The sequence below is a fragment of the Streptomyces sp. NPDC057445 genome, assembly GCF_042802855.1.
In the GTDB taxonomy this organism is placed as follows: Bacteria; Actinomycetota; Actinomycetes; order Streptomycetales; family Streptomycetaceae; genus Streptomyces.
In genome coordinates this window covers 288,748-313,503 of the sequence record NZ_JBHVDH010000005.1, presented here as the reverse complement: position 1 = coordinate 313,503, position 24,756 = coordinate 288,748, and the positions used below count along the sequence as shown (strand labels likewise).

General features: G+C 70.7%; 19 protein-coding genes and 1 pseudogene. All 20 read right to left on the bottom strand.

The genetic code is table 11. From position 1 onward, the window contains the following. Window position 1: 1 nt before the first annotated feature. Window positions 2-649, bottom strand: a complete 648-nt coding sequence (locus tag ACFU5O_RS14870) for a PIG-L deacetylase family protein (RefSeq protein WP_384240158.1) — start codon at window positions 647-649, stop codon at window positions 2-4. Next, entirely contained in the window at window positions 646-1,473 is an 828-nt protein-coding gene (locus ACFU5O_RS14865) for a glucose-1-phosphate cytidylyltransferase (protein WP_384240157.1), read from the bottom strand. The genes ACFU5O_RS14870 and ACFU5O_RS14865 overlap by 4 nt, the downstream gene beginning before the upstream one ends. Then, complete coding sequence (locus ACFU5O_RS14860; RefSeq protein ID WP_384240155.1) at window positions 1,470-2,705, bottom strand: class I SAM-dependent methyltransferase; 1,236 nt, start codon at window positions 2,703-2,705, stop codon at window positions 1,470-1,472. Before ACFU5O_RS14860 ends, ACFU5O_RS14865 begins: the two co-directional genes overlap by 4 nt. After that, complete coding sequence (locus tag ACFU5O_RS14855; protein WP_384240153.1) at window positions 2,702-3,976, bottom strand: glycosyltransferase; 1,275 nt, start codon at window positions 3,974-3,976, stop codon at window positions 2,702-2,704. The genes ACFU5O_RS14860 and ACFU5O_RS14855 overlap by 4 nt, the downstream gene beginning before the upstream one ends. A 2-nt stretch (window positions 3,977-3,978) precedes the next feature. Further along, the gene (locus ACFU5O_RS14850; RefSeq protein ID WP_384240152.1) at window positions 3,979-5,220 is read right to left on the bottom strand and encodes an O-antigen ligase domain-containing protein; all 1,242 of its coding nucleotides are present in this window, start codon (window positions 5,218-5,220) and stop codon (window positions 3,979-3,981) included. A gap of 1 nt (window position 5,221) precedes the next feature. After that, window positions 5,222-6,754 (bottom strand): right-handed parallel beta-helix repeat-containing protein, encoded by a 1,533-nt coding sequence (locus ACFU5O_RS14845; protein WP_384240150.1) that lies wholly within the window; start codon window positions 6,752-6,754, stop codon window positions 5,222-5,224. Between the two features lie 51 nt (window positions 6,755-6,805). Next, complete coding sequence (locus ACFU5O_RS14840; protein ID WP_384240148.1) at window positions 6,806-8,791, bottom strand: alginate lyase family protein; 1,986 nt, start codon at window positions 8,789-8,791, stop codon at window positions 6,806-6,808. Further along, a complete protein-coding gene (locus ACFU5O_RS14835) occupies window positions 8,788-10,983 on the bottom strand; it encodes a bi-domain-containing oxidoreductase (RefSeq protein WP_384240146.1) in 2,196 nt (731 codons plus the stop codon). Before ACFU5O_RS14835 ends, ACFU5O_RS14840 begins: the two co-directional genes overlap by 4 nt. A gap of 27 nt (window positions 10,984-11,010) precedes the next feature. Then, entirely contained in the window at window positions 11,011-12,945 is a 1,935-nt protein-coding gene (asnB, locus tag ACFU5O_RS14830) for an asparagine synthase (glutamine-hydrolyzing) (protein ID WP_384240145.1), read from the bottom strand. 3 nt (window positions 12,946-12,948) lie between these two features. Next, on the bottom strand, window positions 12,949-14,481 hold the full coding sequence (locus tag ACFU5O_RS14825; protein WP_384240144.1) for a Wzz/FepE/Etk N-terminal domain-containing protein: 1,533 nt from the start codon (window positions 14,479-14,481) through the stop codon (window positions 12,949-12,951). Then, window positions 14,478-15,845, bottom strand: coding sequence for a Wzz/FepE/Etk N-terminal domain-containing protein (locus ACFU5O_RS14820; RefSeq protein ID WP_384240143.1), 1,368 nt, complete (start codon window positions 15,843-15,845; stop codon window positions 14,478-14,480). The genes ACFU5O_RS14825 and ACFU5O_RS14820 overlap by 4 nt, the downstream gene beginning before the upstream one ends. Then, entirely contained in the window at window positions 15,842-17,107 is a 1,266-nt protein-coding gene (locus tag ACFU5O_RS14815) for a glycosyltransferase family 4 protein (protein ID WP_384240141.1), read from the bottom strand. Before ACFU5O_RS14815 ends, ACFU5O_RS14820 begins: the two co-directional genes overlap by 4 nt. Further along, the gene (locus ACFU5O_RS14810; RefSeq protein ID WP_384240139.1) at window positions 17,097-18,413 is read right to left on the bottom strand and encodes a nucleotide sugar dehydrogenase; all 1,317 of its coding nucleotides are present in this window, start codon (window positions 18,411-18,413) and stop codon (window positions 17,097-17,099) included. The genes ACFU5O_RS14815 and ACFU5O_RS14810 overlap by 11 nt, the downstream gene beginning before the upstream one ends. 82 nt (window positions 18,414-18,495) lie before the next feature. Beyond that, window positions 18,496-19,974 (bottom strand): sugar transferase, encoded by a 1,479-nt coding sequence (locus ACFU5O_RS14805; protein WP_384240137.1) that lies wholly within the window; start codon window positions 19,972-19,974, stop codon window positions 18,496-18,498. Window positions 19,975-20,646: 672 nt separating this feature from the next. After that, window positions 20,647-20,742: pseudogene (locus ACFU5O_RS14800) on the bottom strand (HAD family hydrolase); the annotation flags it as partial. Window positions 20,743-20,770: 28 nt separating this feature from the next. Further along, window positions 20,771-21,532 (bottom strand): TIGR03943 family putative permease subunit, encoded by a 762-nt coding sequence (locus ACFU5O_RS14795; protein ID WP_384240135.1) that lies wholly within the window; start codon window positions 21,530-21,532, stop codon window positions 20,771-20,773. Then, window positions 21,529-22,449 carry a permease gene (locus ACFU5O_RS14790; protein ID WP_384240439.1) on the bottom strand — a complete coding sequence of 307 codons (921 nt, stop codon included), beginning with the start codon at window positions 22,447-22,449 and terminating at the stop codon, window positions 21,529-21,531. The genes ACFU5O_RS14795 and ACFU5O_RS14790 overlap by 4 nt, the downstream gene beginning before the upstream one ends. Before the next feature lie 305 nt (window positions 22,450-22,754). Beyond that, a complete protein-coding gene (locus tag ACFU5O_RS14785) occupies window positions 22,755-23,933 on the bottom strand; it encodes a GTP-binding protein (RefSeq protein WP_384240133.1) in 1,179 nt (392 codons plus the stop codon). A 5-nt stretch (window positions 23,934-23,938) separates the two neighbouring features. After that, window positions 23,939-24,109 carry a 50S ribosomal protein L32 gene (gene rpmF / locus ACFU5O_RS14780; RefSeq protein ID WP_384240131.1) on the bottom strand — a complete coding sequence of 57 codons (171 nt, stop codon included), beginning with the start codon at window positions 24,107-24,109 and terminating at the stop codon, window positions 23,939-23,941. Between the two features lie 75 nt (window positions 24,110-24,184). Continuing rightward, entirely contained in the window at window positions 24,185-24,748 is a 564-nt protein-coding gene (locus ACFU5O_RS14775; RefSeq protein WP_384240129.1) for a GNAT family N-acetyltransferase, read from the bottom strand. Window positions 24,749-24,756: the final 8 nt, after the last annotated feature.

The following is a 24,756-nucleotide window of genomic DNA, read 5'->3' as shown; positions in this document are numbered from 1 at the left end:
TTCATTCCCCCAGATCGAGCGTGAGTTTGGTGACGGCGAACGCCTCGGCGTATCGCGTGTGGCATTCGATGCCGCGGATTCGTGCAAGGCCGAGGAAGGCCTCCCGGTCGTACCAGGGCCGGTGCCGTTGCGAGGGGTAGTGCTCCTGCAACAGCCGCACTTTCTGTTCGGCGATCTCCGGCGACAGCGGCTGGTACGCCGACGGACGGCCGAGGTCGCCGTCCCACTTGACGATCTCGTAGCGGAGCACGAGGTGGTCGCGGAATGCGGTGGTCATCAGCTTCGCCAGGCCGCGGTGATCCTGGTGCGCGTCATCGGTACGCGGCGCCAGCACCAGATCCGGTTCGCTCTGCAGGCGCAGTTCCTCGACCGCGGCTTTGGCCTCCTCCCAGTGCGCGGGCAGCCGGCCGTCCGGCAACTTGAGCACGGTCAGCCGCAGTTCGGCGCCCGGGCAGAAGGCGGCGAGCGCGGCCCGCTCCTCCTGCTCCCGCTCGCTGCCACCGCCGGAGAGCACCAGTGCGTCGATACGGATACCCGGCCGCGCGAGGCACATCGTCAGCAGCGTGCCGCCGGCGCCGATGGCGATGTCGTCGCAGTGCGCGCCCACCGCGACGATCCGGTCCACGCGCCCGGCCCCGAGCCGGATCACGCCCTCGCTCCGGCGCCGTCCCTGCCGGCGTTCGCGCTCGCCCCCGCGCCGTCCCGTTCCCACACGGCCCACGGGCGGTCGCCCCGGGCGTAGGCGTCGTCGAGCGCGGCCCGCTCCTTCACGGTGTCGGTCGGCTTCCAGAAGCCGCGGTGCTGGTGCGCCACCAACCGTCCGCGCTTGGCCAGTTGGGCGCATCCGTCGGCGACCAGGTCCCCGTTCTCCGGTATGTGGTCGAAGATCTCCTGGCGGAGCACGAAGTAGCCGCCGTTCTCCCACAGCGGCAGTTCGCTCACCGGGGTGATGCCCCCCACCAGGCCGTCCTCACCCAGGTCCACACAGTGGAACGAGGACTGCGGCGGCACCACCATCATCGACGCACCGGCGTCACGCCGGGCGAACCGGTCGATCATCTCCGGCAGCGGGGCATCGGTGAGCACATCGGCGTAGTTGGCGAGGAACATCTCGTCGCCGTCCAGGTGGTGCCGCACCCGGCGCAGCCGCTCCCCGATCGGTGACTCGATGCCGGTCTGCGCGAACGTGATCGTCCAGGAGGCGATGTCGGTGGACAGCAGCTCGGTCTGCCCGCCCCGCAGCACGAAGTCGTTGGACGTCGTCTCCTCGTAGTTGAGGAAGAAGTTCTTGATGTGGTGAGCCCCGTACCCGAGACACAGGATGAACTCCGTGTGCCCGAAGTACGCGTAGTAGCGCATGACATGCCAGATCAGCGGCCGAGGGCCGACCATCGCCATCGGCTTGGGCATGTCGTCGGAGGCTCCGTTGCGCATACGCAGCCCGTAACCGCCGCAGAACAGGACGACCTTCATGACTTGACCTCGACAATGCTCAGTTCCGGGATGGGAAAGACCAGCCGACCGCCCCAGTCGTGCACGAAGGACAGCTGCTCGACCAGCTCGGCCCGCAGGTTCCACGGGAGGACGAGGACGTAGTCCGGTCTGTCCATGCTGATCTGCTCGGGCGGCAGGATCGGGATGCGGGTGCCCGGGGTGAACCTGCCGTGCTTGTAGGGGTTGCGGTCGACCGTGTACGGGAGCAGGTCGGGCCGGATGCCGCAGTGGTTGAGCAGGGTGTTGCCCTTGCCCGGGGCGCCGTAGCCGACGACCGTCTCGCCGCGCTCGGCCGCCTCGATGAGGAACCGCAGCAGATCCCGGCGCACCTTGGCCACCCGGGCGGAGAACTCGGTGTACCCGGACAGCTCCTGCAGCCCGGCGGCCTTCTCCCGGTCCAGCACGTCGGCCACCCGCCCCGTCGGCTCGCCTGCCACCTCGGCAGGCCGGGCCCACAGCCGGATGGAGCCGCCGTGCGTGGGCAGCAGCTCGACGTCCACGAGCGCGAGTCCGCCGCTCGCCAGCGCCCGGATCGCGGACGCGACCGTGTAGTACTGGAAGTGCTCGTGGTAGATCGTGTCGTACTGGTTCTCCTCGATCAGGGTCAGCAGGTGCTGCACCTCGATGGAGACCCAGCCGTCGTCGGCGACCAGGGCGCGCAGCCCCTTGGTGAACCCGACCACGTCGGGGATGTGCGCGTACACGTTGTTGGCCACGACCAGGTCCGCCGGGCCGTGCTCGGCGCGGACGGCCGAGCCGGTGTCCGGGGACAGGAACTCCGTGAGCGTGGGCACGCCCGCGTCCCGTGCCGCGGCGCCGACGTTCACCGACGGCTCGATGCCGAGGCAACGGATTCCCCGGTCGACCATGTGCCGGAGCAGGTACCCGTCGTTGCTCGCGACCTCGACCACGAAGGCGTCGGGGCCGAGAGCAAGGCGCGCTGCGGTGTCGGCGACGAACGTGCGCGCGTGCTCCACCCAGGAGGTCGAGTAGGAGGAGAAGTACGCGTACTCGCTGAACGTCTCCTCCGGCGTGATCAGCGGGGGGATCTGCGCGAGCCAGCAATCGGTGCAGACCCGCAGGTGCAGCGGGTACGCCGGTTCCGGCTGCTCCAGTTGGTCCGCGGCGAGAAAGCTCTCGCACGGCGGGGTCGCCCCCAGATCGACGACGCTCCCCAACGCCGCCGAGCCGCAGAGTCGGCATCGTGTCATTTACTGCCCCCATCCCTGCTCGCGCGGGTGCCCCGCCGCGAGCCAGTGTTCCCATTACCTACCGACGGCACGGTGTCCCCGCCGCCGGACCGCACCGCGATCGCGGTGCGGTACCCCTCCACCAGGCGTTCGAGGCCGACGGCCGGGCTGAAGCCCTGCTCGTATCGGCGCCGGGCCGCCTGGCCCATCTCCTGGTTGCGGTGCGGATCGTTCGCGATCCGGCGCACGCAGGACGCGAGCGAGGCGGGGTCGCCCGGCTGGTGCAACAGCCCGGTCACCCCGTCCTCGATGAGTTCGACGAAGGCGCCGTGACCGGCGGCGACGGCCGGGACCCCCGCCGCCATCGCCTCCACGACCACCAGGCCGAACGCCTCCAGCCAGGTCGAGGGAGCCACCACGGCGACCGAGCGCGCGATGGCCTGCCGACACCGGGCGGGGTCGTACAGGCCGACGTACCGCACGTCGTCCCGGCCCGCCGCCCAGGCGGTCACCTCCGGCTCCAGCGGCCCCGCGCCGGCGATCACGAGCGGCACGCCCACACCGCCGCTCGCTGCGATCTCGTCCCACGTGGCCATGAGCAGCCGCACGCCCTTGGCCTCCGCGAGCCGCCCGAGATAGAGCAGATGCTCGCCGGCGCCCGCTCGGCGGGCGTCCGGGTCGGGCACGAAGTTGTGCTTCACCGCCAGCCGCTCGGCCGGCATGCCGGACCGCACCAGGACGTCGCGCTGCGCCGCGGAGATGCAGAAGAACCGCTCCACGCCCGACCACCACCGCCGCCGGTTGACCGACAGGCTGACCGCGAGCGGCACCGTCGCGAGGCGGGAGTTCCGGTAGCAGCCGTGCCGGACGGCGGGCAGCGGCGCGGACCCGACGCACTCGGTGCACGGCCGGCCGTCTCGCTGCAGCGTGCCGGGCGGGCAGACCTGGGTGTAGTTGTGCAGTGTGGCGACGGCGGGCACGTCGGCGTCGGCGCAGGCGGCAAGGACCGCGGGGGACAGGAGCGGGAAGACGTTGTGCACGTGCACGATGTCAGGCCGCTCTGTGCGAAGCCGGCCGGCGAGCTCCGTGCGGACCGCCGGGTTCCACGGCACGAGGAGCGGCACCGCGGCCTTGGAAAGCAGGGACCGGGCGGCGATGTCGTCGCTGCGCCGCTCGAACACCTCGACCCGGTGGCCGGCCTCGCGCAGCAGCGCCACCTCCTGGTCGACGACGTTGTTCTCCCCGCTCGGCTGCGCCGAGGCGTAGCGGTTGTGGACTACGAGGATGTGCATGCTCAGGTCACCACCGATCGACGGGCCCATTGCGGTATGCGCCGTTGAGGGACTTCGGGCGCCGCGAGGGGAGTGGCCGCGGCAGGTGTCGCCAGCAGCGAGGCGGCCACGGTCAGATGCAGCAGATACGGCGAGGCGTCGCCCAGACCGGCCTCGGTGTACGACGCGATCGCGCAGTAGCTGATCAGGAAGATCGCGCAGGCCCTCGACAGCGACGGCGGACGCAGCAGCGCGACGCCGCCGAGCACGATGATGATCGCCGCCACCAGGGCGACGCCGGTCAGACCCTGCTCGTGGTAGACGGCCAGCCAGCTGTTGTCGATCGGCAGCCCGCCGAACGACTTGTCGCCCAGGCCCGCGCCGAACAGGTAGTCCGAGGTGGTCCGGGGGGCTGCCAGCAGGGCGTCCCAGACCTTGGCCCGACCGGTGAGGTTGGAGAAGTTCTCCTTGCTCTGTCCGCGCAGGAACCACGCCTGCAGCGCGGCGCTGAACGCCACCGCGGCCACGGCGGCGCACAGCACCGCCCAGGCGAAGAACCGGCGGGCGGCGGCGCTGGTCAGGACGAGCGAGCCGATGGCCAGCACCAGCCCGATGAGCAGGCCGAGCGTGGCAGTCCGGGTATGGGTCAGCGCGAGCAGGACGAGTGCCGGCACGATGACCACCGCCGCGCTGCCCCTGGTGGTCCGGCGGCCCAGGAGGAGCAGCACGGTGAGCCCGATGATCACTGCGGCGTACTGTCCGATCTGCGGCGGGGTGAGCGGCCACAACGCGCCGACCAGGCGCCCGCCGTAGAGCTCGGGCATGGCGGCGCCCGGTGAGACGACCAGGCCGGCGGCCACCGACCCGAGGACCATGAAGTACATCCGGATGTGGTGCCGGACGAACGTCAGGTTTCCGTTCCACCAGCGGCTGAGCAGCCACAGCGTGCCGACGAAGAGAGCCAGCCGGGCGCAGCGGAACAGCGCGCCGAACCCGGACTCCAGGTTCGCGCTGGAGATCACGCTCGGCACGAGCAGCAGGGTGAGCAGGAACACGAAGGCGCTGGCCCGGATGCGCAGCCGGGGATTGACGGCGAGTGCCAGCACGAACGCGGCGACCAGCGCGCCCATGGTGGCCATCTGGATGAGGGAGCGGGGCAGCGGAATGATGGTCTTCGCGCCGGCGGAGCCGAGCGTGTTGAGGATCAGCAGCCCCCAGGCCGTCCCGACGATCTTCGACGTGTGGGACATGTGGTCGGTGCTCATCTCAACCACCGCCCCGTGCGCGGAAGGTGCTGCCCGCGTCCTGCTGGTAGGGCGCGCCCTGCCACTGCCCGACGTCGAGCTCCCGGCTCGGGTCGTGGGCGATGAAGCTCCATGGTCCGCGGTATTCGTTGTCGTGCCAGCGGTTGTGCTGCTTGTGGGTGATCGCCTCGGCCACCCGTTCGCCCGGGTACGGCGACCAGTCCGGATAGGTGCCGTAGTTGGCAAGGACCGCCATGCGGCCGCACTTCACGGCGCAGCCGACGACGGAAGTGTCCAGCACGAAGCGGTTCTTGTGGATGTCCACCCGCTGGGTCTTCCACCGGCAGTCGGCGTAGAGCGGTGCGATGGCGATCCCCGGCTGTGCGCAGCGCTCTGTCTTCATCACCAGCAGCGTGCAGTCACCGGACGAGGTGTTGGCCGGGCTGTTGCAGAACCGGTCGGCGTTCTCCCACAGGGTGATCCCGGACCAGTTGTTCTCCAATACGTTCCGGTAGATCTCGATCTTGTCCGTGCGGGCCCGGATGCGTGGTTCGCCGCCGGACTCGGACAGGTAGATGGTCGCGAACGGGAAGTTGTCGCCGCGGTCGGCGTACCTGCGGCCCTCGACCCAGTTGTTCCGCCGGATCGAGTTCTTCCGGATGACCGCGTTGTAGCTGGTCTCGTAGATCAGGGCGGCACCGTCGTTGGCCTCGATGACGTTGGCCTCGATGCGGAAGTCGTTGTTGTTGGTGTCCGCCCATAACCCGGCTCCGTGGTTGGCGTGCACCCAGTTGCCGCGGATGTCGGCGCCGTTGACGGCCCAGAACTTGACGCCTCCACTGCAGCCGCAGCCCGGCCGCCGCCGCTCCCAGTCGTCCTTGTTGTTGCCCACGATCTCGTTGCCCTCGAGCACCAGGTCGCTGATGGGGTCGCCGGACTTGTACGCGTTCATTCCGTACTGTCCGTTGCCGCGCAGGCAGCTGGCGCGGACCTGCTGGCGGGCACCGGCCATCAGCCCGGCGCCGGAGTTGTTCTGGATCGTCGCGTGCTCGATCACCCACCCGTCGGCCGAGTCGTGGTTGACCACGCCCTCGTTCTGCGGCGCGACGAAACCCTGCACGGTCAGGTGGCGGACGGTGACGTCGCGGGCGGCACCGCCGAACGCGTACTGGTTGGTCTTCCGGCCGTCGAGCACCGCGCCCGGCGCGCCGAGGTAGGTGTTCCCCTTCTTGGGGATTATCTGGGCGTAACGGTCCGATTCGAGCCTGTGCTCCCCCGGCCGCAGCCAGAACGTGGTGTTCGGCGGGCTCTTCTTGGTCTTCGCAGCCAGGTCACCGACCACCGCGGGGTCGACCGTCACCGCACCCGCCGGCGCCTTCGCCGGCCCGGCCGCAGGCTTGGCGCACACCCGGGCCGGGGACCGGGCCACGGACGTGGATGGCGCAACGGTCGGCTCCGCCGGGGCGCTCGGTGTGCTCACGCAGCCGGTCGCCGCCAGCAGGACCAGCACCAACGGTGCCGTCGGCAACGCCCGGTGCCGCTTCTTGATCACCACGCGCCCTCCCCAGGGGGTGTCCCTGATCCGGCCTGATCCACAAGACACCCCCTAGCCGCGGAACCTGAGCACGGTGGTGAACTCCCCCAACAGCGCGGTGCCGTCGGCGAAACCGGTGCCGACCAGCGTGGTGGAGGGTTCCTTGCGTCCGAATCCGGCGGAGTACCAGCCCAGCGGCGGGTCACTCTCGCCGCGATGCGCGCGCCAGCACAGCTGCCCGGGCAGGTCGAGCACCGCGGAGCGGTCCTCGCCGTCCCGGGTCCAGGTGAGCACGGCCCGGTTCTCCGCCAGGTCCGCGGTGATCGCCGGGCCGAGGTGGAACGCGAGGCGTATGTCCCGGCGCGGGCCGCCCACCTCGTCGACCACCCGCAACTCCTTGCTCGCGGCGGTCAGTTCCACCCGGCGGCGGTGCACGGAGCGCTGATAGCCGTCGTGCTCGGCACACCAGCGGGCCGTCCCCCCGTCGGAGGCGCCGGATGTGTCCGCGGCCAGGACGCGGCTGCGGGCATGCCGGGTCCACAGGAACGGGCCGCCGGAGACGGACTGGTCACCGCCGTCCAGCTGCAGGGTGTTGTGGCCGAGGGTCGACCGGAAGTACTGCCGCCACTCGGGTTGCCCGTGGTAGCAGAACGTCCCCGGGTCGGCGAGCACGTCGACACCGTCGTGCCGTACCTCCACGGACAGTGCGTCCGCGTGGGCATGTGCGGCGATGGACAGGAAGCCGTGCGGACCACCGTCGCAGCGGCACCAGATCTCCGCCGGACCGCGCAGGATGGTCATGCCCGCGTCGGCGAAGTGGGCCGGTCGGCTTGCCGGGCGGGTCACGGCCGGTGCAGTTCCATTCTTCGAGTACGGCCGGACGAGCGCGGACAGCAGCGGGGTGCGCACATCGGTGCCGGTCACCGCCGGCCACCAGTCGAGCCGGCCGAACACGGCGTCCCCGGTGGCCAGCAACGAGCCCCAGCGGTCGGTGCCCGCGCCGTCCACGATCAGACCGTGCCCGTCGTCCGCGTCCCCCTGGCGCGGTGGCCGCAGCCGGTTGTCCACGATGGCCGCGAGGGCGTCGGTCATCCGCAGCAGCACCAGCCGGAGCGATGCGGGGACCGGCACGTCGGCGGCATCCGCCTCGGCCACCGCGGCCAGGCCGAGCTCCAGCACGAGTCCGTGATACTCGGTGGCCAACTCGCGGTTGAGGCCAGAGTGGAAGGTGTTGCCGCGCAGCTGCCGTTCCAGCGATCGCAGCGCGCCGGCTCGCCAACGCGCCGAGGAGGGGAACCAGCCGAACGCGCAGGCTGCGGCGAACTGCCCAGCAGCCTCGGCGATGACGTGGTTGTTCGCAGAGGACCCCCGGCTGGGGAAGGCGGCCAGCCAGCGCTGGTGGTGCCAGATCTGGTTCAGCGCCCCCGGGTTGTCCTCGAACAGCCCGGCCGCGCCCGGCCAGCCGTCGAGCAGCCGGCGGATCCACACCCAGGACAGCAGCCGGATGCCCAGCTCGATGCCGCTGACCCAGTGCACTCCGCGCAGCGGCGCGTTGGCCGCCCACCACGACCGCAGGTGCTCGGCCACCCGCTCGGCGTACCGCTCGTTCCCGGTGATCGCGTAGGCGGCGGCGAGCACGGTCAGGTACTGATGCCGGGAAGGCTCCCAGATCTGCTTGATGTCCCCGACCGCGTCCTCGTTGCGGTACGGCACGTCGAAGGCGTAACCCGACGGAGCCCGGCGCCCGGTCTTCGGGTCGTACCACCAGTCGGGGTCGACCATGTCGTCGCGGTCCACCCCGAAGTACTCGGCGTGCCCGTCCATCAGCCGGTCCGCCTGGGCGATGAGGCGTTTCGCTGCGTCCGGCGGCACTGCGGCGATCGTCCCGGCGGGCAGTACCGCGGTGAAGCGGGCGCCGGTCACGCTCGGGCAGTCCGGCGGCGCCGACCGCCACCGCCGCCTGCGCACCGCGTCGCCCACCCGGCCGCCGACCTCCCGCGGTCCCATCCGGGACAGCCGCCGCAGGTACCAGCCCGGGCTCCCCGAGCTCACAGTCATCGCGCCCTCGCCAGCGTCACCGGCGCGCCGCCGGCCAGGCCGGCCTGTACGGCGAGGGTGGCCGCCGTGGTGGCGACCAGCGACTCCAGCGGCACCGGCATCGGCCCGCCGGTCCGCACGGCCTTGATGAACGCGGCCAGCTCGGCGGACTGGCCCTTGTCCCGGGCCTTGGGCAGCCGCGAACCGACCCACCGCTTGCGGCGGCCGTCGTACACGGCGGCACGGACGAAGTCGTCGAGCCGCAGCACCTTGCCGTCCGCGACGAGGTCCAGCGTCTCCTTGGGGAAGCTGGGCGCGCCGGTGGTGACGTAGCTGATGGTGGCGGTGGACCCGTCCGGGTAGTGCAGCACGACCTGCAGGTCCTCGTTGCCGGACGAGGCGGTCGCGTACACCGAGACCGGGTCGGCACCGAGCAGCCAGCTCGCCGTGTCGATGAAGTGTCCGCCCTCGCCGGCGAAGCGCGAGCCCTCGGTGCCCTGTTGGAGGTACCAGCTGCCGTGCTGCAGCCGGCCCGCGTTGACCAGGTAGCGCAGGCTCGCCGGACCGGTCAGGGCGCCGAACCGCTTCCTGGCCTCCTGCAGCAGCGGCGCGAACCGGCGGTTGAAGCCCACCTGCAGCCGGTCGTTGCCGGACTCCTCCACCGCCGCGAGCACACCGGCCAGGTCGTCCTCGGTGAGCGCCAGGGGCTTCTCCACGAACACCGCCTTGCCGGCCAGGAGCGCCCTTCGGGTCAGTTCGGCGTGCGAGCTGTGGCGGGTGACCACGAACACCGCGTCGATGGACTTGTCGCCGAGTACGGCGTCGAGATCGGTGGTCGCCTCGGCGAAGCCGAACTTCCGCTTGGCGTTGGCCGCGGACAGCGCCGTCGTGGTGACGACCGTGGACAACTCGACGCCGTCGCGCTGTGCCAGGTGCGGCAGCAGCATCGACGTCGCGTAGTTTCCCGCGCCGACGAACGCCAGCCGCACCGGTGCCTTGGCGGACCGGGCCGGGGTCGACGCTTTGCCGCTGCGTCGCACCGCGGGCACTGCGACCGCCGGGGCCTCCGCTTCCCCCGCTTCCTTCTTCTGTTCGGGGTACCGGAACAGCACGGCCACGGCCTTCAGGTCGCCGTCCTTCAGGCTCTGGTACGTCTCGACGGCGTCGTCGAAGTCGGCGACGTGGGAGACCAGGGGCTCCACGTCGACGCTGCCGCGGGCGAGGAGATCGAGGAAGCACGCCAGGTTGCGGCGCTCGGTCCAGCGCACGTAGCCGATCGGGTAGTCCCGCCCCTCGAGCTCGTACTCCGGGTCGTAGCGCCCGGGGCCGTAACTGCGCGAGAACCGGACGTCGAGCTCTTTCTCGTAGTACGCGTTCCACGGCAGGTCCAGGCGGCACTTGCCGATGTCGACGACCCGGCCACGGTCCCGGCACAACCGGGCGGCCAGCTCGACGGGCTGGTTGCTGCCGCCGCCGGCGGCCAGGTACACCTGGTCCACTCCGTGACCGCCGGTGAGTTCGGCGACGGCGGCTTCCACGGCCGCGGACGCGGGATCGCCGCAGGCCGCGGCGCCCAGGCCCTCGGCGAGCTCGCAGCGCACCGGGTCGGGGTCGACCCCGACGACGCGGACCCCCGAAGCGGCGAGGAGCTGCACCACCAACTGCCCGATCAGCCCGAGGCCGATGACCAGCGCCACGTCGCCGAGTTGCGGCTCGCCGCGGCGCACGCCCTGCATCGCGATCGACCCGACGGTGCCGAAGGCCGCGTGCCGCGGCGCGAGGCCGTCCGGCACCGGGGCGTAGAGGTTCTTCGGCACCCAGTTCAGCTCGGCGTGCAACGCGTGCTCGTTGCCGGCGCAGGCCACGAGGTCGCCGACCTTCACATCGTCGATCCCGGCGCCGACCTGCTCGACCACCCCGCACAGCGAGTAGCCCAGCGGCGTGTAGGAGTCCAGCTTGCCCATCACCTTGCGGTAGGTGGCGGGCACCCCGTTGGTGGCCACGCTCTGCATGACCTTGGCCACCTGATCGGGACGGGAGCGGGCCTTGCCCAGCATCGACATGCCGGCCTCTGACACCTTCATGAGCTCGGTCCCGGTGGATATCAGCGAGTAGGCGGTGCGGACCAGCACACCGCCCGGCTTGCACCCCGGCACCGGCACGTCGAGCACCGCCAGCTCGCCGCTCTTGTAGTTCTGCACAACCTGCTTCACAAAGTCCCCTTGTTTCTACGCCGTCTTCTACGCCGCCGAACGAGCGCTCCGGCCGGACCCGGAGGTCGCGTCGCGGTACCAGTACTCGAGGGTCAGCACGTGCCACAGATGCTTGGAGAAGTCCCGCTGCCCGGCGGCGTCCTCGGCGACCATGCGCGCCAGCGCGTCGCGGCGCAGGAACCCGGAGTTGACGAGCACGCCGTCGTGCACCACCTCGCGCACCAGCGGTGCGAGATCCCGGCTCATCCAGGCGCGCAGCGGGGCGCTGAACAGGCCCTTGGGCCGGTACACGATCTCCCGGGGCAGGATCGAGGTGGCCGCCTCCTTGAGGACGGCCTTGCCCTGCCGTCCGACGATCTTGCGATCGCCGGGCACGGCGAACGCCGCCTTGACCACCTCGACGTCCACGTACGGCACCCGCACCTCGGTCGACGCGGCCATGCTGGAGCGGTCCGTGTAAGCGAGGTTCAGGCCCGGCAGGAACATCCGGGCGTCGCCCAGGCACATGCGGTTGACGAAGTCGTCCAGCTCGTTGTCCTCGTAGATGTCCGCGTGCTCGGTCAGCACGTCGTCCACCGTCCCGGCCAGGTCCGGATCGACCAAGGCGAGCAACTCGTCCTGGTCGTACATGGTGTAGCTGCGCCGGAACGCGGTCTCCTCCGGCAGATCGGCGAAGGAGAGGAACCGCTTCGCGAAGCGCACCGACCGGTACCCCCGGCGGGCCGTTGCCACCGGCAGCCGGTCCACGGCCCTGGACACCCCGCGCCGCAGCGGCCGCGGGACGCGCTGATAGCGCAGCGCGATCAGGTTGGCCAGATGCTTGCGGTAACCGGCGAACAGCTCGTCGGCACCCATCCCCGAGAGCATCACCTTGACCCCGGCCTCCCGGGCCGCCTGGCAGATCAGGAACGTGTTGATCGCGGCGGGGTCGCCGATCGGCTCGTCCAGGTGGTACGTCATCCGCGGCAGCAGGTCGAGCACGTTCGGAGCGATCTCGATCTCGTGCAGGTCGACGCCGAACCGCTCGGCCACCTGCCGGGCGTAGCGAAGGTCGTCCGGCATCGCCTCGAACCTGGCGTCCTCGGCGCGGAACCCGATCGTGTAGGCGGAGATCCCGGGTCGGTCGCGAGCGGCCAGCGCGGTCAGGTAGCTGGAGTCGAGGCCGCCGGAGAGGAAGGTCGCCACGGGTACGTCGGAGAGCAGGTGGCGTCGAGTCGACTCCTCGACGATGGCGGCCAGGTCCGGCTGCTCGCCGCCCCGGGCCCGCTCCCGGCCCTCGGCGGCGACGTCCCTCAGGTGCCAGTACCGGCCGCGCTCCACCCGGCCGTCGGGCCGGCACCGGAGCCAGCTCCCCGGCGGCAGCTTCTCCGCTTCGCGGAAAGCGCAGCGCGAGTCCGGCACCCAGTAGTACAACAGCGAGGCCACCAGCGCCGCATGGTCCAGCTCCAGCGACCCGCCGGTGGCGGCGGCGAGCGCCTTGAGCTCGGAGGCGAACATCAGGCCCTCACCGCGCCGGAGCAGGAACAGCGGCTTGATGCCGAGTTGGTCGCGCGCGAGCACCAGGTCACCGGTTCGCTCGTCGAAGATCCCGAACGCGAACATGCCGCGCAGCCGGGGCAGGCAGTCCGTGCCCCACCGCCGCCAGGCCTCCAGCAGCACCTCGGTGTCGGAGGTACCGCGGAAGCGCACCCCGGCGGCTGCCAGCTCGGCACGTAACTCGGGGGCGTTGTACAGCTCGCCGTTGTACGTCAGGACGAGGCCGCCCGAGACCATCGGCTGGGCGCCGGTCTCCGACAGGTCGATGATGGCCAGCCGGCGGTGCCCGAGGTGCACTTCGCCGTCACCGGCGGGGTGGCTGTACCGGCCCGCCCCGTCCGGACCGCGGTGGGCGAGGGTATCGGTGAGCCGGTCGCTCACGACCTTCCCGTCCGGCCATCGGTAAGTGCCTGCGATGCCACACATGTCCTACCGTGCCTCCTGGTCGCTGTCCGGGACCCGTGCGGCCCACGTCGGCTGCCGCTCCGTGCGCCGCCTGCCGGTCCCGTTCTGCCGGGCCAGCCGCTCGTTGTGGCCGCGCAGCGCGGTGTGCAGCCCGTCCCACAGCGTGCCGTCGGTCCGGTCCCGCGGATCGGGGTCGATCAGCACCACGCCGATCACCGGAATGTTCTGGTCCGCGAGCTGCCGCGCCACGGTGTGCAGCCATGCGGCGCTGCCGTGACCGGCACGCACGACGAGCACGGTCTGGGTGCCGAGGTGCTGCAGGTCGGTCCACGCCGCGCCGGGTGCCACCGAGCCCACGCCGAGCCGGCGCTCCTGCTGCGATCCGGTCGCGGCGCTCTCGCCGCTGACCACGGTGGGGTCTCCTGGCTTCGGGCGGCGGTTGGCCAACTGCTGGCGTGGCAGACCGTCGACGATGACCACCGGATCCTCAGCCGTCGCCAGTGCCCGTGCCAGGTCCAGGGCGATCACACTCGTGCTGCGCGCACAGCCCAGTTCCAGCAGCGACACCGGTTCCGCGGAGCCGCGCACGGTGCGGGCCAGGGACGAGGTGAGCCTTGTCCGTGCCGCCCGGGTCCGTCGGCGCTGCCACAGCTTGATCGACCAGCGGGGCACACGGCGCAGCTCCGCGATGACCGAGGCGCCGAGGTTCGCCGCGATCTCCCGGCGCAGCACGGGGCGGTCCGCCACCACCGAGCCGACCGCGGCCACCGCGAGCCCGAGCACGAGCCCGAGGACGAGCCCGATCACGGCGTTGGTGGCAGCGGTCTTGGGCAGGGAGTGCTGCACCGCGCGCGGGGCGTCCACTATCTGTGTGCCGGCGATCAGCCGGGGCGTGCTGGTGCGTGCCTCTCCGGCGCGCTGATCGAAATCGGCTGTCCGCGAGGTGAGTTCGGCCCGGCGGGCGAAGAGAGACTCGAGGTTCGCCGAGTCTTCCGGGCTGCTCTCCGGGGTTCTGTCCCCGATCGTCTTGTTGACCTGGGCGAGTTCGTCCCGCATCCGGTCACGCTGCTCGAGCAGGGTCTTGGACTCGGCGTTCGCGGCTTCCTGTATCCGCCGCACATGGTCCGCGACGAACGCGTCGGCCAGCGCCTTGGCGCGGGCCACCGCTTCCGCGTCGCTGTCACCTGTCACATCGATCTGCAGCAGGTTGTTGGTCAGGCCGATGCCCCCGTAGTCCTGCATGAAGTCCTCCGGCTTTTCCGGGGACTTGAGGGACTGCAGGGCCTTGCTCGCGATCCGCGTGGTCCCCAGCAGCGCGACGTCGGTGCGGATCAGCGTTCCGGGGTCGTTCGGCTGGTCCGCCTGGTGCGCGACCAGCACCTTGGTCACCGCGGTCGGCGGTGGCGGCCTCAGGACCGCCACCCCCGCGCCGCCGAGCAGGCCCAGCAGCGCCATGGCGGACCAGAGGCGGCGCCGCCTCCGTACCGCCACCACCAGCGACTGCAGGTCAAGCAGTGGAGTGGCGGCCGACGACTCCGAACTCGTACTCGTCGTCACCCTGAGCCTTCCCTTGCGTCGTTGCCCACTGCGAGCGCCAGCGTGGCGGCATCCCGAGGCCGGCCGGCGGACCGTGTCGGACGGGTCCAGACCGTGCCGGCGAGGACGATGCCGACGACCTCGTGCTGGGCATCCGCACACGCCTCGGCGATGCCGGCGAGTTCCCCCGCGGTCCAGCTGCCGGCGCTGAGCACGACCAGGGCACCGGACTCGTTGTCGCGGTCCGGCACCATCGGCTGGGTCACAGAAACCCCCACCACGCGCAGCAGCAGATCGCTCCCGGCCTCGGCGACGAGCTGGACGGCGGCCCGGCGGGCGGTCTTGTCACCGTCCGGGACGACGACCAGCAGCCTTCGGGGGGCGGGCAGTTGGTCGCGGAGGCGGGAGCACACCCGCCGATAGCGGATCTGCCTGCCGGCCTCGTCGCCGGAGGTCTGCGGGGTCGGTACGTCCCACCGGATGTCGAGGCCGAGGAGCCGGCGGATCCGGGCCCGCAGGGCACTGTCTTCCGGTCGGTGCGCGGGCCGTTCACCAGGTACGTCGACGGTGCCGAGGAGCGCCGAGCCCAGCGCCGCGGCGATCTCCGGTTCGGTGCGCAGTCGGCGACTCACCCGCGCGGCGGTGAGATGGCCGATGACCGAGACCAGGAAGAACAGCAGCGCCCCGGCGACGATGAGTTGCATCCTCGTCGGCGGTGCCTCGCCGGTCGGCCGGGCGGACGGCCCCATGACGACCATGTTGGCCTTGTTGGTCGCCGGGTCGGCCTGGTCCAGCTTGTCCATGGCCTCCTGCAGCGTGGTGCGCAGCTTCTCGAGCTCGGTGCGGCCCTGCACGCTCTCCACGGTCTTCCCCGGATCGGCCGCCTCGGCCATGTCGGTGATGCGGCGGCTGGTCTGCACCACCATCTTCCGCAGCGCCTCGGGCCCCGCCGCCGCTTCGGGGTCGGTGTTGTCGCCGGCGATCCGCGCGGCGAATGTGACGTACTGCTGGGCCACTTGGTCGGAGAGCCGCTGCGCACGCTCCGGGGTGTCGGCCGTACCAGAGATCTTGATGATGTTCCCGTCCGAGGCCTTGGCGCTCACCTGGTCCCGCAGCTCGCGGCCGCTGACCCCGCTCCAGTCGAGCGCAGCGGCCGCGCGGTCGACCACCACCGAACTGGTCGCGATCTCCGACTGAGTCAGCAGCTCGCGCTCCTCCCACGCTCCCGGCAGCAGTACCGATGCCGATGTCGTGTAGCGCGGCGGAAACAGCAAAGAGGTGCCGTAACCGACGAGCGCGCCCACCATGGCGAGGACGGCGAGAAGCCGCCACCGCCGACGGAGAATCCGCCCGATCGTGACCAGGCGGATCGTGTCATCGCTCAACGGCGCGGCCTCTTCCCCGTGCGGACCGGGTGGCCCGCAGAGACCGGAGCGTGGTCCCGGCAGGCAGCGGCGTAGGCGGCGAGCAGCGATTGCTGGGAGTTCCGCCAGGCGAGCGGCCCGTTGATCCGTTCCTCGCCGATCTTGCCCATGCGGGCCCGCTTCTCCGGGTCGTCCAGGAGCAGCGCGATCAGCTTGGCGAACTCGGCCTCGTCGTTGGCGGGTGCGTAGACGGCGGCGTCGCCGGCGGATACCCGCGCCTCCCGGAGGTCGAACGAGACGATCGGCCGTCCCATCACCATGTACTCCAGGACCTTGTTCATGGTCGACACGTCGTTGAGCGGATTGTGCGGGTCGGGGGAGAGGCACACGTCCGCGGTGGACAGGTAGCGCGCCAGGTCGGCGTCCGGGATGCGCCCGGTGAACTGCACCTGCTCCGAGAGCCCGAGCCGCCGGGACAGCTCGACCATCGCGTCGAAGGTGTCGCCGCCGCCGACGAACACCGCATGCCAGTCGGTCCGCCCGAACTCGTCGCGCAGCTTCGCAAGGGCCCGCAAGGCGTAGTCGACGCCGTCCTGGGGGCCCATGACGCCGAGGTAGCACAGCAGATGAGGCTTGCCGCGCTTCAGCTCCGGCTCGGGCGGTACCGGCTGGAACCGGTTGGTGTCGGGCGCGCTGCGCACCACGAAGACGTCCTCCGGCCGCTGCCCGCCACGGCGCAGCGCGACGTCCCGGTAGCTCTCGTTCGTGGCGAGCACGACGTCCGCGGCCCGGTAGGTCCGCCGTTCCAGCGCGCACACGGCGCGGTAGAGCAGATCCTCGCCGCGGTCGAACCGGGAGAGGTACAGCTCGGGTACCAGGTCGTGCTGGTCGAAGACGAACCGCGCCCCGCGCCGCTTCAGCCACAGCGCCGGCAGGAACAGCAGGTCCGGCGGGTTGCAGGCGTGGACCACGTCGACCGGGCCGACCTTGCGGGCCAGCCGGAGCGTGTGCCACAACGCCGATCCGTACTCCCGCAGGTAGCCGGCCGGCCCGCCGGTGGCCGCACGCAACGGGTAGCGGTGGATGCGCACCCCGTCGATCTCCGCCTCCGGCTCCGTGTCCCGCTTCTCCCCCCGGGGACAGATGACGTGCACCGTCCAGCCCGCGTCGCGCAGCGTCGTGCACTCCTGCCACACCCGCCGGTCGAACGGCACCGACAGGTTCTCCACCAGAATCAGCGCGCGCCGGGCGGGCCCGGCGCCGCTGGTCTTGTCACCAAGCAAGGCCCACGTATCCCGGTTCGGTCCGGCGCGCCTCGGCGTCGGGAAGGTGGACGAGGTCGACGATCACCGGGCCGGCGCCATGGGGCAGCGCCGACAGGACGGCCGGATCCTTGGTCCCGACCAGGCACACCTCGGCATGCTCGAGCACCTCGTCGACGGACTCCGCGAGCAGCTGCGCGAGGTGCGGCAGCCGGGTCTCGATGTACTCGCGGTTCGCGCCGAGCAGCCGGGAGAGGTTCACGTTGGGGTCGTAGATCCGCAGGTCGTACCCCTTGCCGAAGAGCCTCTCCGCCAGCTCGACGAGCGGGCTTTCGCGGAGGTCGTCGGTGCCGGGTTTGAAGGACAGCCCGAACATGCCCACCCGGCGCTTGCCGGTGCGCTCGACCAACTCCACCGCGCGCTGGAGATGTTCGGCGTTGGAGGGCAGCACGTGGGCGAGGATGGGCACCGAGATGTCGGCCCGCCGCGCCGCGTGGACCAGGCTGCGCAGGTCCTTGGGCAGGCAGGAGCCACCGAAGGCGAAGCCGGGCCGCAGGTAGGCGGGGCTGATGTTCAGCTTGCGGTCGGCCAGGAACACGTCGATCACCTGGTGCGAGTCCACCCCGAGCGCCTGGCACACCGCGCCCAGCTCGTTCGCGAAGCCGATCTTGAGGCCGTGGAACGCGTTGTCCGCGTATTTGATCGCCTCGGCCGTCGGGATGGGTACCCGGAACACCTCGCCGGGCAAGCCGTCGTACAGCGCCGCCACCACGTCGCCGCTTGCCCGGTCGAGCTCGCCGACGACGGTCTTGGGTGGGTCGAAGAAGTCCCGCACGCTCGTGCCCTCGCGCAGGAACTCCGGGTTGACCGCGACCCCGAAGTCCACCCCGGCAGTGCCGCCGGTGTACTTCTCCAGGATCGGTACCAGCAGGTTCAGGCAGGTGCCCGGGAGCATGGTGCTGCGGAACACGACGGTCTGCCGCCCACCCCGCTCGGCCACCGCGGCACCGATCTGCTCGGTGACCCGCTCCAGATATGTGGTGCACAGGCTGCCGTTGGGCTCCGACGGCGTGCCCACGCAGACCAGCGAGATCTCGCTGGCCATGATCGCCTCGCGGACGTCGCCGGTAGCGCGTAACGCTCCGGTCCGCACGACCTCGGCGATGAGCTCGCCGATCCGCTCCTCGACCACCGGGGCCTTGCCGTCGTTGACCAGGTCGACCTTCACCTGGTTCACATCCACCCCGATGACCTCGTGACCCATGCTGGCCAGGCACGCGGCCGACACACAGCCCACGTAGCCGAGCCCGAAAACGCTGACCTTCATGCCCCGTCCCTCTCCCCAGGCAGGCCCTTGCGGCCTGCGGTCCGCGCGCCGGCCGGCCAGTTGAGCCGCAGCCCCCCGCGCATCAGTAGGCCCCCTGCCCATGGAGCACCGCACGCAGCGTCTTCCACAAGATCACTGTGTCCAGGGCGAGCGACCAGTCCTCCACGTACCGCAGGTCGAGCCGGACCGCCTCCTCCCACGGCAGGTCGCTGCGTCCGCTGATCTGCCACAGGCCTGTGAGCCCGGGCTTGACCAGCAGCCGCCGCCGGATGTCCGGGCCGTACGCAGCGGACTCCTCCGGTAACGGAGGCCGCGGGCCGACGAGCGACATCGATCCGGTGAGTACGTTGAAGAGCTGCGGGAGCTCGTCGATCGAGTACCGGCGCAGCACTGCTCCCACCCGGGTCACCCGCGGATCCCGGCGGAGCTTGAACAGCAGGCCGGCGCCCTCGTTGCGGTCGGCCAGCGCGGCACGTGCCCCGTCAGCCCCGTCGACCATGGTGCGGAACTTGAGAATGGTGAACTCGCGGCAGTCCTTGCCGACTCTGCGCTGGCGGTAGAACGCCCCGCCCGGACTGTCCACCAGCACGAGCAGCCCGACGAGCACCATCAGCGGCGCGAACAGCATCAGCAGGATCGCCGCGCCCATCCGATCGACGACCTCTTTGATCGCCCGGCGACCCCCGGTGAAGGTCGGCATACTGACCCGCAGCAGCGGGATCCCGAGCACCGCGTCGACGTGCAGCCGCGGTCCGGCCACCTCCATCAGCACGGGGGCCACGACCATCTCGGCATCGCTGCCTTCGAGGTTCCAGGCCAGCCGCTGCAGCCGCTCCGGTGACCAGTGCGGGTCCGGTGTGACAGCGACGACACGGTAGCCGTCGCGGCAGACGTGGCCCGCGACGTCCGTCAGTCGGCCGACGACCGGCACTCCGTCCAGTTGGTCACCGTCGAGCCCGAGACCGTCCGTCGTGCACACCGCATCCACCCGCCAGCCGAGGTGCGGGAACTTGCGGGTTCGGGTGATCAGGTCGCGCACGGTGGCCAGGCTCCCGGCAGCGAGTACCGGTCTCAGGCACCGTCCTTCGTTCCGCTGTTTGTGCAGCCCGAGGCGGAGCAGATACCGCGCGGTCATGGTGACGAGCGCGATCGCGGGGATCGCGACGAAGATCCAGAGCTTGATGTTGCGCGAGGTGAGGGCGATCCCGCCGAGCGCCAGTACTACGGTCGCCGCGAACAGTGAGCGTCCGAGCCGGCGGAATTCCTCGGCGCCCTGGCCGAGTACGGCCGGAGCCCACGACCGGCTCACCGCAAGCGCTCCCAGCACCAGCAGCTCGGTGCCGAATGCGAGAATTCCCCACTTCTCGTGCCAGTTGGCCGCGTCTCGGGACCCGAAGAAGTTGCCGATCGCCGCCACCACCAAGGCGGTGGCCACGGTGTCGCTGGTGATCACGGTACGGCGGTACCGCTGCTCCCAGTCGTTCACGGGCCGGCTGATTGCCCCATTCGCCAGACGCCCGCGCGTCGACGGAAAAGGGCCGACTAATCCCCCCTGCCGCACAGAACCCCCCCGGTCCCCAGTGGTTCGACGTGTTCGCCTAACACTGTTCCTCCCCCCGGGAGGCCCCCGCCCCCCGCACGCTTCCTCCGCTCGGGAGGCCCCTCGCCCCCCGCGCCGCGCTGTTCCTCCCTGCGGGAGGCCCCCGCCCCCCGCGCATCACATCCCGGCTACTTCAGCGCTGCTTGAACAACCCGCCCTGGCGGCAGCGGACTTGCGTGTCCTGCCAGACTCTCGAGGTGCACGGGAGCCCGTCGAAACCTCGGGTGCTCCCCGCACCCGAAGCCCCCTCTCGGGCTCCAAGAATTGATCACCCCCACGTCTGGCACCAGGGACGCGACTGCTGGCCTTCCGTAGTGCCGGACTTACAGATCATCATTGGTCGCCTCGTGCCCGAGCAGTTGAAGCACGGTCAATCTAGACCAACGGGGCCGGTCTGTAGAGAGGATGTGTGCAATTTGTGTTCAAGCTTTGAGGCTGGACCCACCGACCGGTGCCTACGGGTGCCTTGAGGCCACCGCGTGCTCCAGGGGCGCATGACTTGAGCGTGTCGGTGTTCGGCGGCATGTTCAAGAGCGCGTAACCGCCTCAAGGTCCGGGTGTGGGCCGCGACGGGGGCCCAGGCGCTGATGGAGGGGGCGCGTCAGAGCAGGCGGTGCTCGAAGTGCGGGGCAAGCTTGCGAGGGCGGGGGCGTCGTTGGTGCCGTCGCCGACCATGGCAACGGTGTGCCCCTCTGTCTGCAGGTCGCGGATCAGCTGGAGTTTGCCCTCGGCTCGTGTCCTCCACCGGACCCGGCTGTCAGCCGACGGAAGGGGCCCTGTCGATGTACGGGATCCGGGGCTCCGGGACTCTCTGGATGGTTGCGACGTCGAGTGCCAGGGCTGCCGAGGGGGTGCCCAGAACACCGCCCGGGTGCCAGCGACCGGTCACCTTCACCCACGTGTCGGCAGGTGGTGCTGTCGCGCCGTGCATCGTGACGGTCAACGACTGGGAGTCGGCCGCGCAGCAGGCCACAAGGAGCCGGGACAGGTCCCATGTCCCGTCCTTGCCTGGCGTGACAAACCCCTGCAGGAGTACGGTGCGGCCCTTGAGGCTCTGCTGCTCTTCCTGCTGCGCCCGGGCGATGAACTCGGTCAGCGACAGGGGGGCGGGGCCGTGGTCGGGGAGTGGCTCGAAGCGCTCGTAGTCCTCGACGATCTTCGGATCGTCGCGTGTCGCGGTGTAGGAGCCCAGGGCCGGTGGTGCGAAGAGGAGCAGTACGAGCGCGGGCGGCAGCAGAAGCCAGGCGATGCGAGGCCCATGGGTGTGGTCGTGCCCATGTTCCGACAACAGGGTGGCGTCACTGTGGTGGAGCCCTTGCCCCTGGCGGCGTCCGAGGAAGGGCAGCCCGTCGCGCCGAGCACCGATCAGCCCCGCCGCGCACAGGACGACGCCCGAGGCGACGAGGAAGGGCTGCAGTCCCTCCTTGACGTAGCGCAGGCCGATGTCGCTGAACAGGGACACGCGCAGGACCCCGGCTCCGGTCAGCAGAAGCAGCAGGTTCTGGACGGTGCGTCTCACAGCAGCCACCACCCGACGAGGGCGCTGCACACGACGGCGGCCACCGCGGTGGCCGCCGAGAACCGGACGGCGAAGGACCGGCCGAACGTTCCGGCCTGCAGGGCGATCAGTTTCACGTCGACCATGGGGCCGACCACCATGAACGTCAGTCGGGCCGTGGGCGAGAAGCCGGTCAGCGAGGCGGCGACGAAAGCGTCGGCCTCCGAGCAGACGGCGAGAACGATTGCGAGCGCAGCGAGGAACAGCACCGACACCCAGGGCGATCCGGAGAACGTCTCCAGCACCGATCGTGGCACGGCGACATTGAAGGTGGCCGCGGCCATGGCGCCCAGTACGAGGAACCCGCCGGCGTGCAGGAAGTCGTGCTGGAAGCCGAGCCGGAACTCCTCCCACCGACTGTGCCCGTCCTGGTGCCCGGTGTGCCGGGCCGGCATCCGCAGCCACTCGGAACGCCCGAGCTTCAGCCACAGCCACCCCATCGCCGCGGAGACGGCGAGTGAGGCGATCAGCCGCGCGGCAACCATCTCCGGACTGCCCGCGAAGGCAACGGCAGTTGCGGTCAGCACGATCGGATTGACGGCCGGCGCGGACAGGAGGAACGCGAAAGCGGCAGCCGGTGTCACGCCCCGCCGGATCAGACTCCCTGCCACGGGTACGGAGGCGCACTCGCAGCCCGGCAGCACGATCCCGGCCGCGCTCGCGACCGGCACCGCGAGGGCAGGGTTGCGCGGGAGCGCCTTGCTGAACGCATGCGCCGGTACGAAGGCGTTGACCGCTCCGGAGATCAGCGTGCCCAGGATGAGGAACGGAAGGGCCTGAACGGTGATGGCCACGCAGATCGTCTGCCACGCACGAAAGCCCGGGTGGCTCAGCCAGTCCGCTGCTCCAGCGGCCCAGGCGAGCCCGCTGACGGCCAGTACCGACGCGGCGCCGGCGACGAGGACCGACGCCGGGGCGGGGCGACCCGGGGTGGTGGTGCTCGTCCCGGGCCGCCCGGATGTGTCGACCCGCAGGTCTTTGAGCAACCCGTCCGGGTCGTTCACGTCGGCTCCGGTTGTCTGGGAAAGGCATCACGATAGCGGCGGGATCCGCTCGTCCCGGAGATCGGCTCATGCCCGCCGGCGTCGGACGCACGGTCGAGCCGGTGTGCCCGCCGCCGGGGCGAGCGGGCATACCGGGTTGGGCAGTGCCGTGGCTGCGACCACTGCCCAACCCGGAGTCCTCATGTCTGCGGTACGAGTTCGGGATGCTCGTGCTCGCAGGCGTCGTCGATGCCGTAGGTGTCCCACGCGGGGAACGGATCGACGGCCGGGAAGCTTTCGCCATCGTTCATGAGGCAGTCGGCCACGGCGGCCTGAAGCGCCCCGGTGCGCAGGCCCGTGCCGATGAAGACCAGTTCCTGGCCCTGGGCGCTGTCCTCGTCGTGCTCGTGGCGGGCGCCGGACGGTTCGAAGCGGGCGACCGAGCCCGCCTGTGACCACAGGCCCGTGACCCGGGGGCGGCTCGCCAGCCGGAAGAAGCCTTTGGAGCGCAGGACCTGCCCGTACGCTCCGCTGTCGAGTCCCTCCGTGACGAACGTCCACAGGCGTCCGGGATGGAACGGCACCTCCGAGCGGAAGACGGTGCTGGAGATGCCGTACTCCTCGGTCTCAGGGACGTGATCGCCGTTGAGTTCCATGACCCAGCCGGGGGCCTGCTGGGCGCGCTCCAGGTCGAACAGCCCGGTGCCGAGCACTTCGCCGAGGGCCACGCGCCCGCGGGTGGCGGACACGATCCGGGCCACCGGGTTGAGGCGTGTCAGGGCTGCTCGCAGCCGGTCGGCGCTCTCCGCATCGACGAGGTCGAGCTTGTTGAGCACGATGACGTCGGCGAATTCGATCTGGTCCATCAGCAGGTCGCTGACGGTGCGTTCGTCGTCCTCGTACTGGTCGAGCCCGCGCTCGGCGAGCCCGTCGCCGCCCTCCAGTTCCGGCAGGAAGTTGGCTGCGTCGACGACCGTGACCATGGTGTCGAGGCGTGCCAGGTCGCCGAGGGTGGCGCCGTCGTCGCGGGGGAAGGCGAAGGTCGCCGCGACGGGCATTGGTTCGGAGATACCGCTGGACTCGATGAGGAGGTAGTCGAAGCGGTCCTCGCGGGCGAGGCGGTCGACCTCCTCGAGCAGGTCGTCGCGCAGGGTGCAGCAGATGCAGCCGTTGGTCATCTCGACCAGGCGTTCCTCGGTGCGCGAGAGGGCGGCCTCGCCGCCCCGCACCAGTGCGGCGTCGATGTTGATCTCGCTCATGTCGTTGACGATGACCGCGACGCGCAGGCCGTCGCGGTTGCTGAGAACGTGGTTGAGCAGTGTGGTCTTGCCCGCTCCGAGGAAGCCGGACAGGACGGTGACGGGCAGTCGTTCGGCCATGTGGGTCAGCCTTCGGGGCGCAGCAGACCGCGCTCGTACGCCTTGACCAGCCGCTGCGGCACCAGATAGGCGGTGCCGTCGACCGTGATCGGCACGAGCTGTGTGGTGGCGGCCTTCCACTGGGCGCGGCGGTGACGGGTGTTGCTGCGGGACATCTTCCGCTTGGGTACAGCCATGGTTCGGGTCCTCTCTGGGTGGCGCGACGCAGACGCTACATGAAAATGGATTCCATTTCTAATGCGGGCTTGGCGTCACTGAGGCATCGGGATCTCGAAGTGCACCGTGCCGACACCGGGACCGTGCTCACCGGTCGTGCGGGCGTCGAAGACCTCCTTGGCGATGCTCCGCCAGAAAGCTTCGGCTCCCTCCACATGGACATTGGTGTGCAGATAGATGCTGTCGTAGCCCGGGGTGGTGGCGGCGAAGTCGCATGCCCTGCGCACCAGGGTCCGCGCCAGACCGTGCCGCCGGTGCTCGGCCTTGACGTAGACACGGACGATCTGCGCGGTCGTGCCCGGCGGGTAGCGCTCGGCGAGCCGGCGCGGGTGCGGCGGATGAGCGGGACCGACCGATCGCACGCCGGTCGTGGCCACCACCTCGCCGCCGTGTACGGCCACCAGCAGCAGATGCCGGGGGTCGTCCAGGTAGGTGCCCGCGATGTCGACGACGTCGCGGTGCCATTCGGGTACGTAGCCGTAGCCGAATTCCCGGTAGAAGGTATCGAGCATCACGCGGCGCGCTCCCTCCATGTCGGCGACCGTGGCGGGGCGCACGGTGTACGAGGCGTGCGGTGCGTCGTGCAGGGCATCGGTCATCGCGTAAC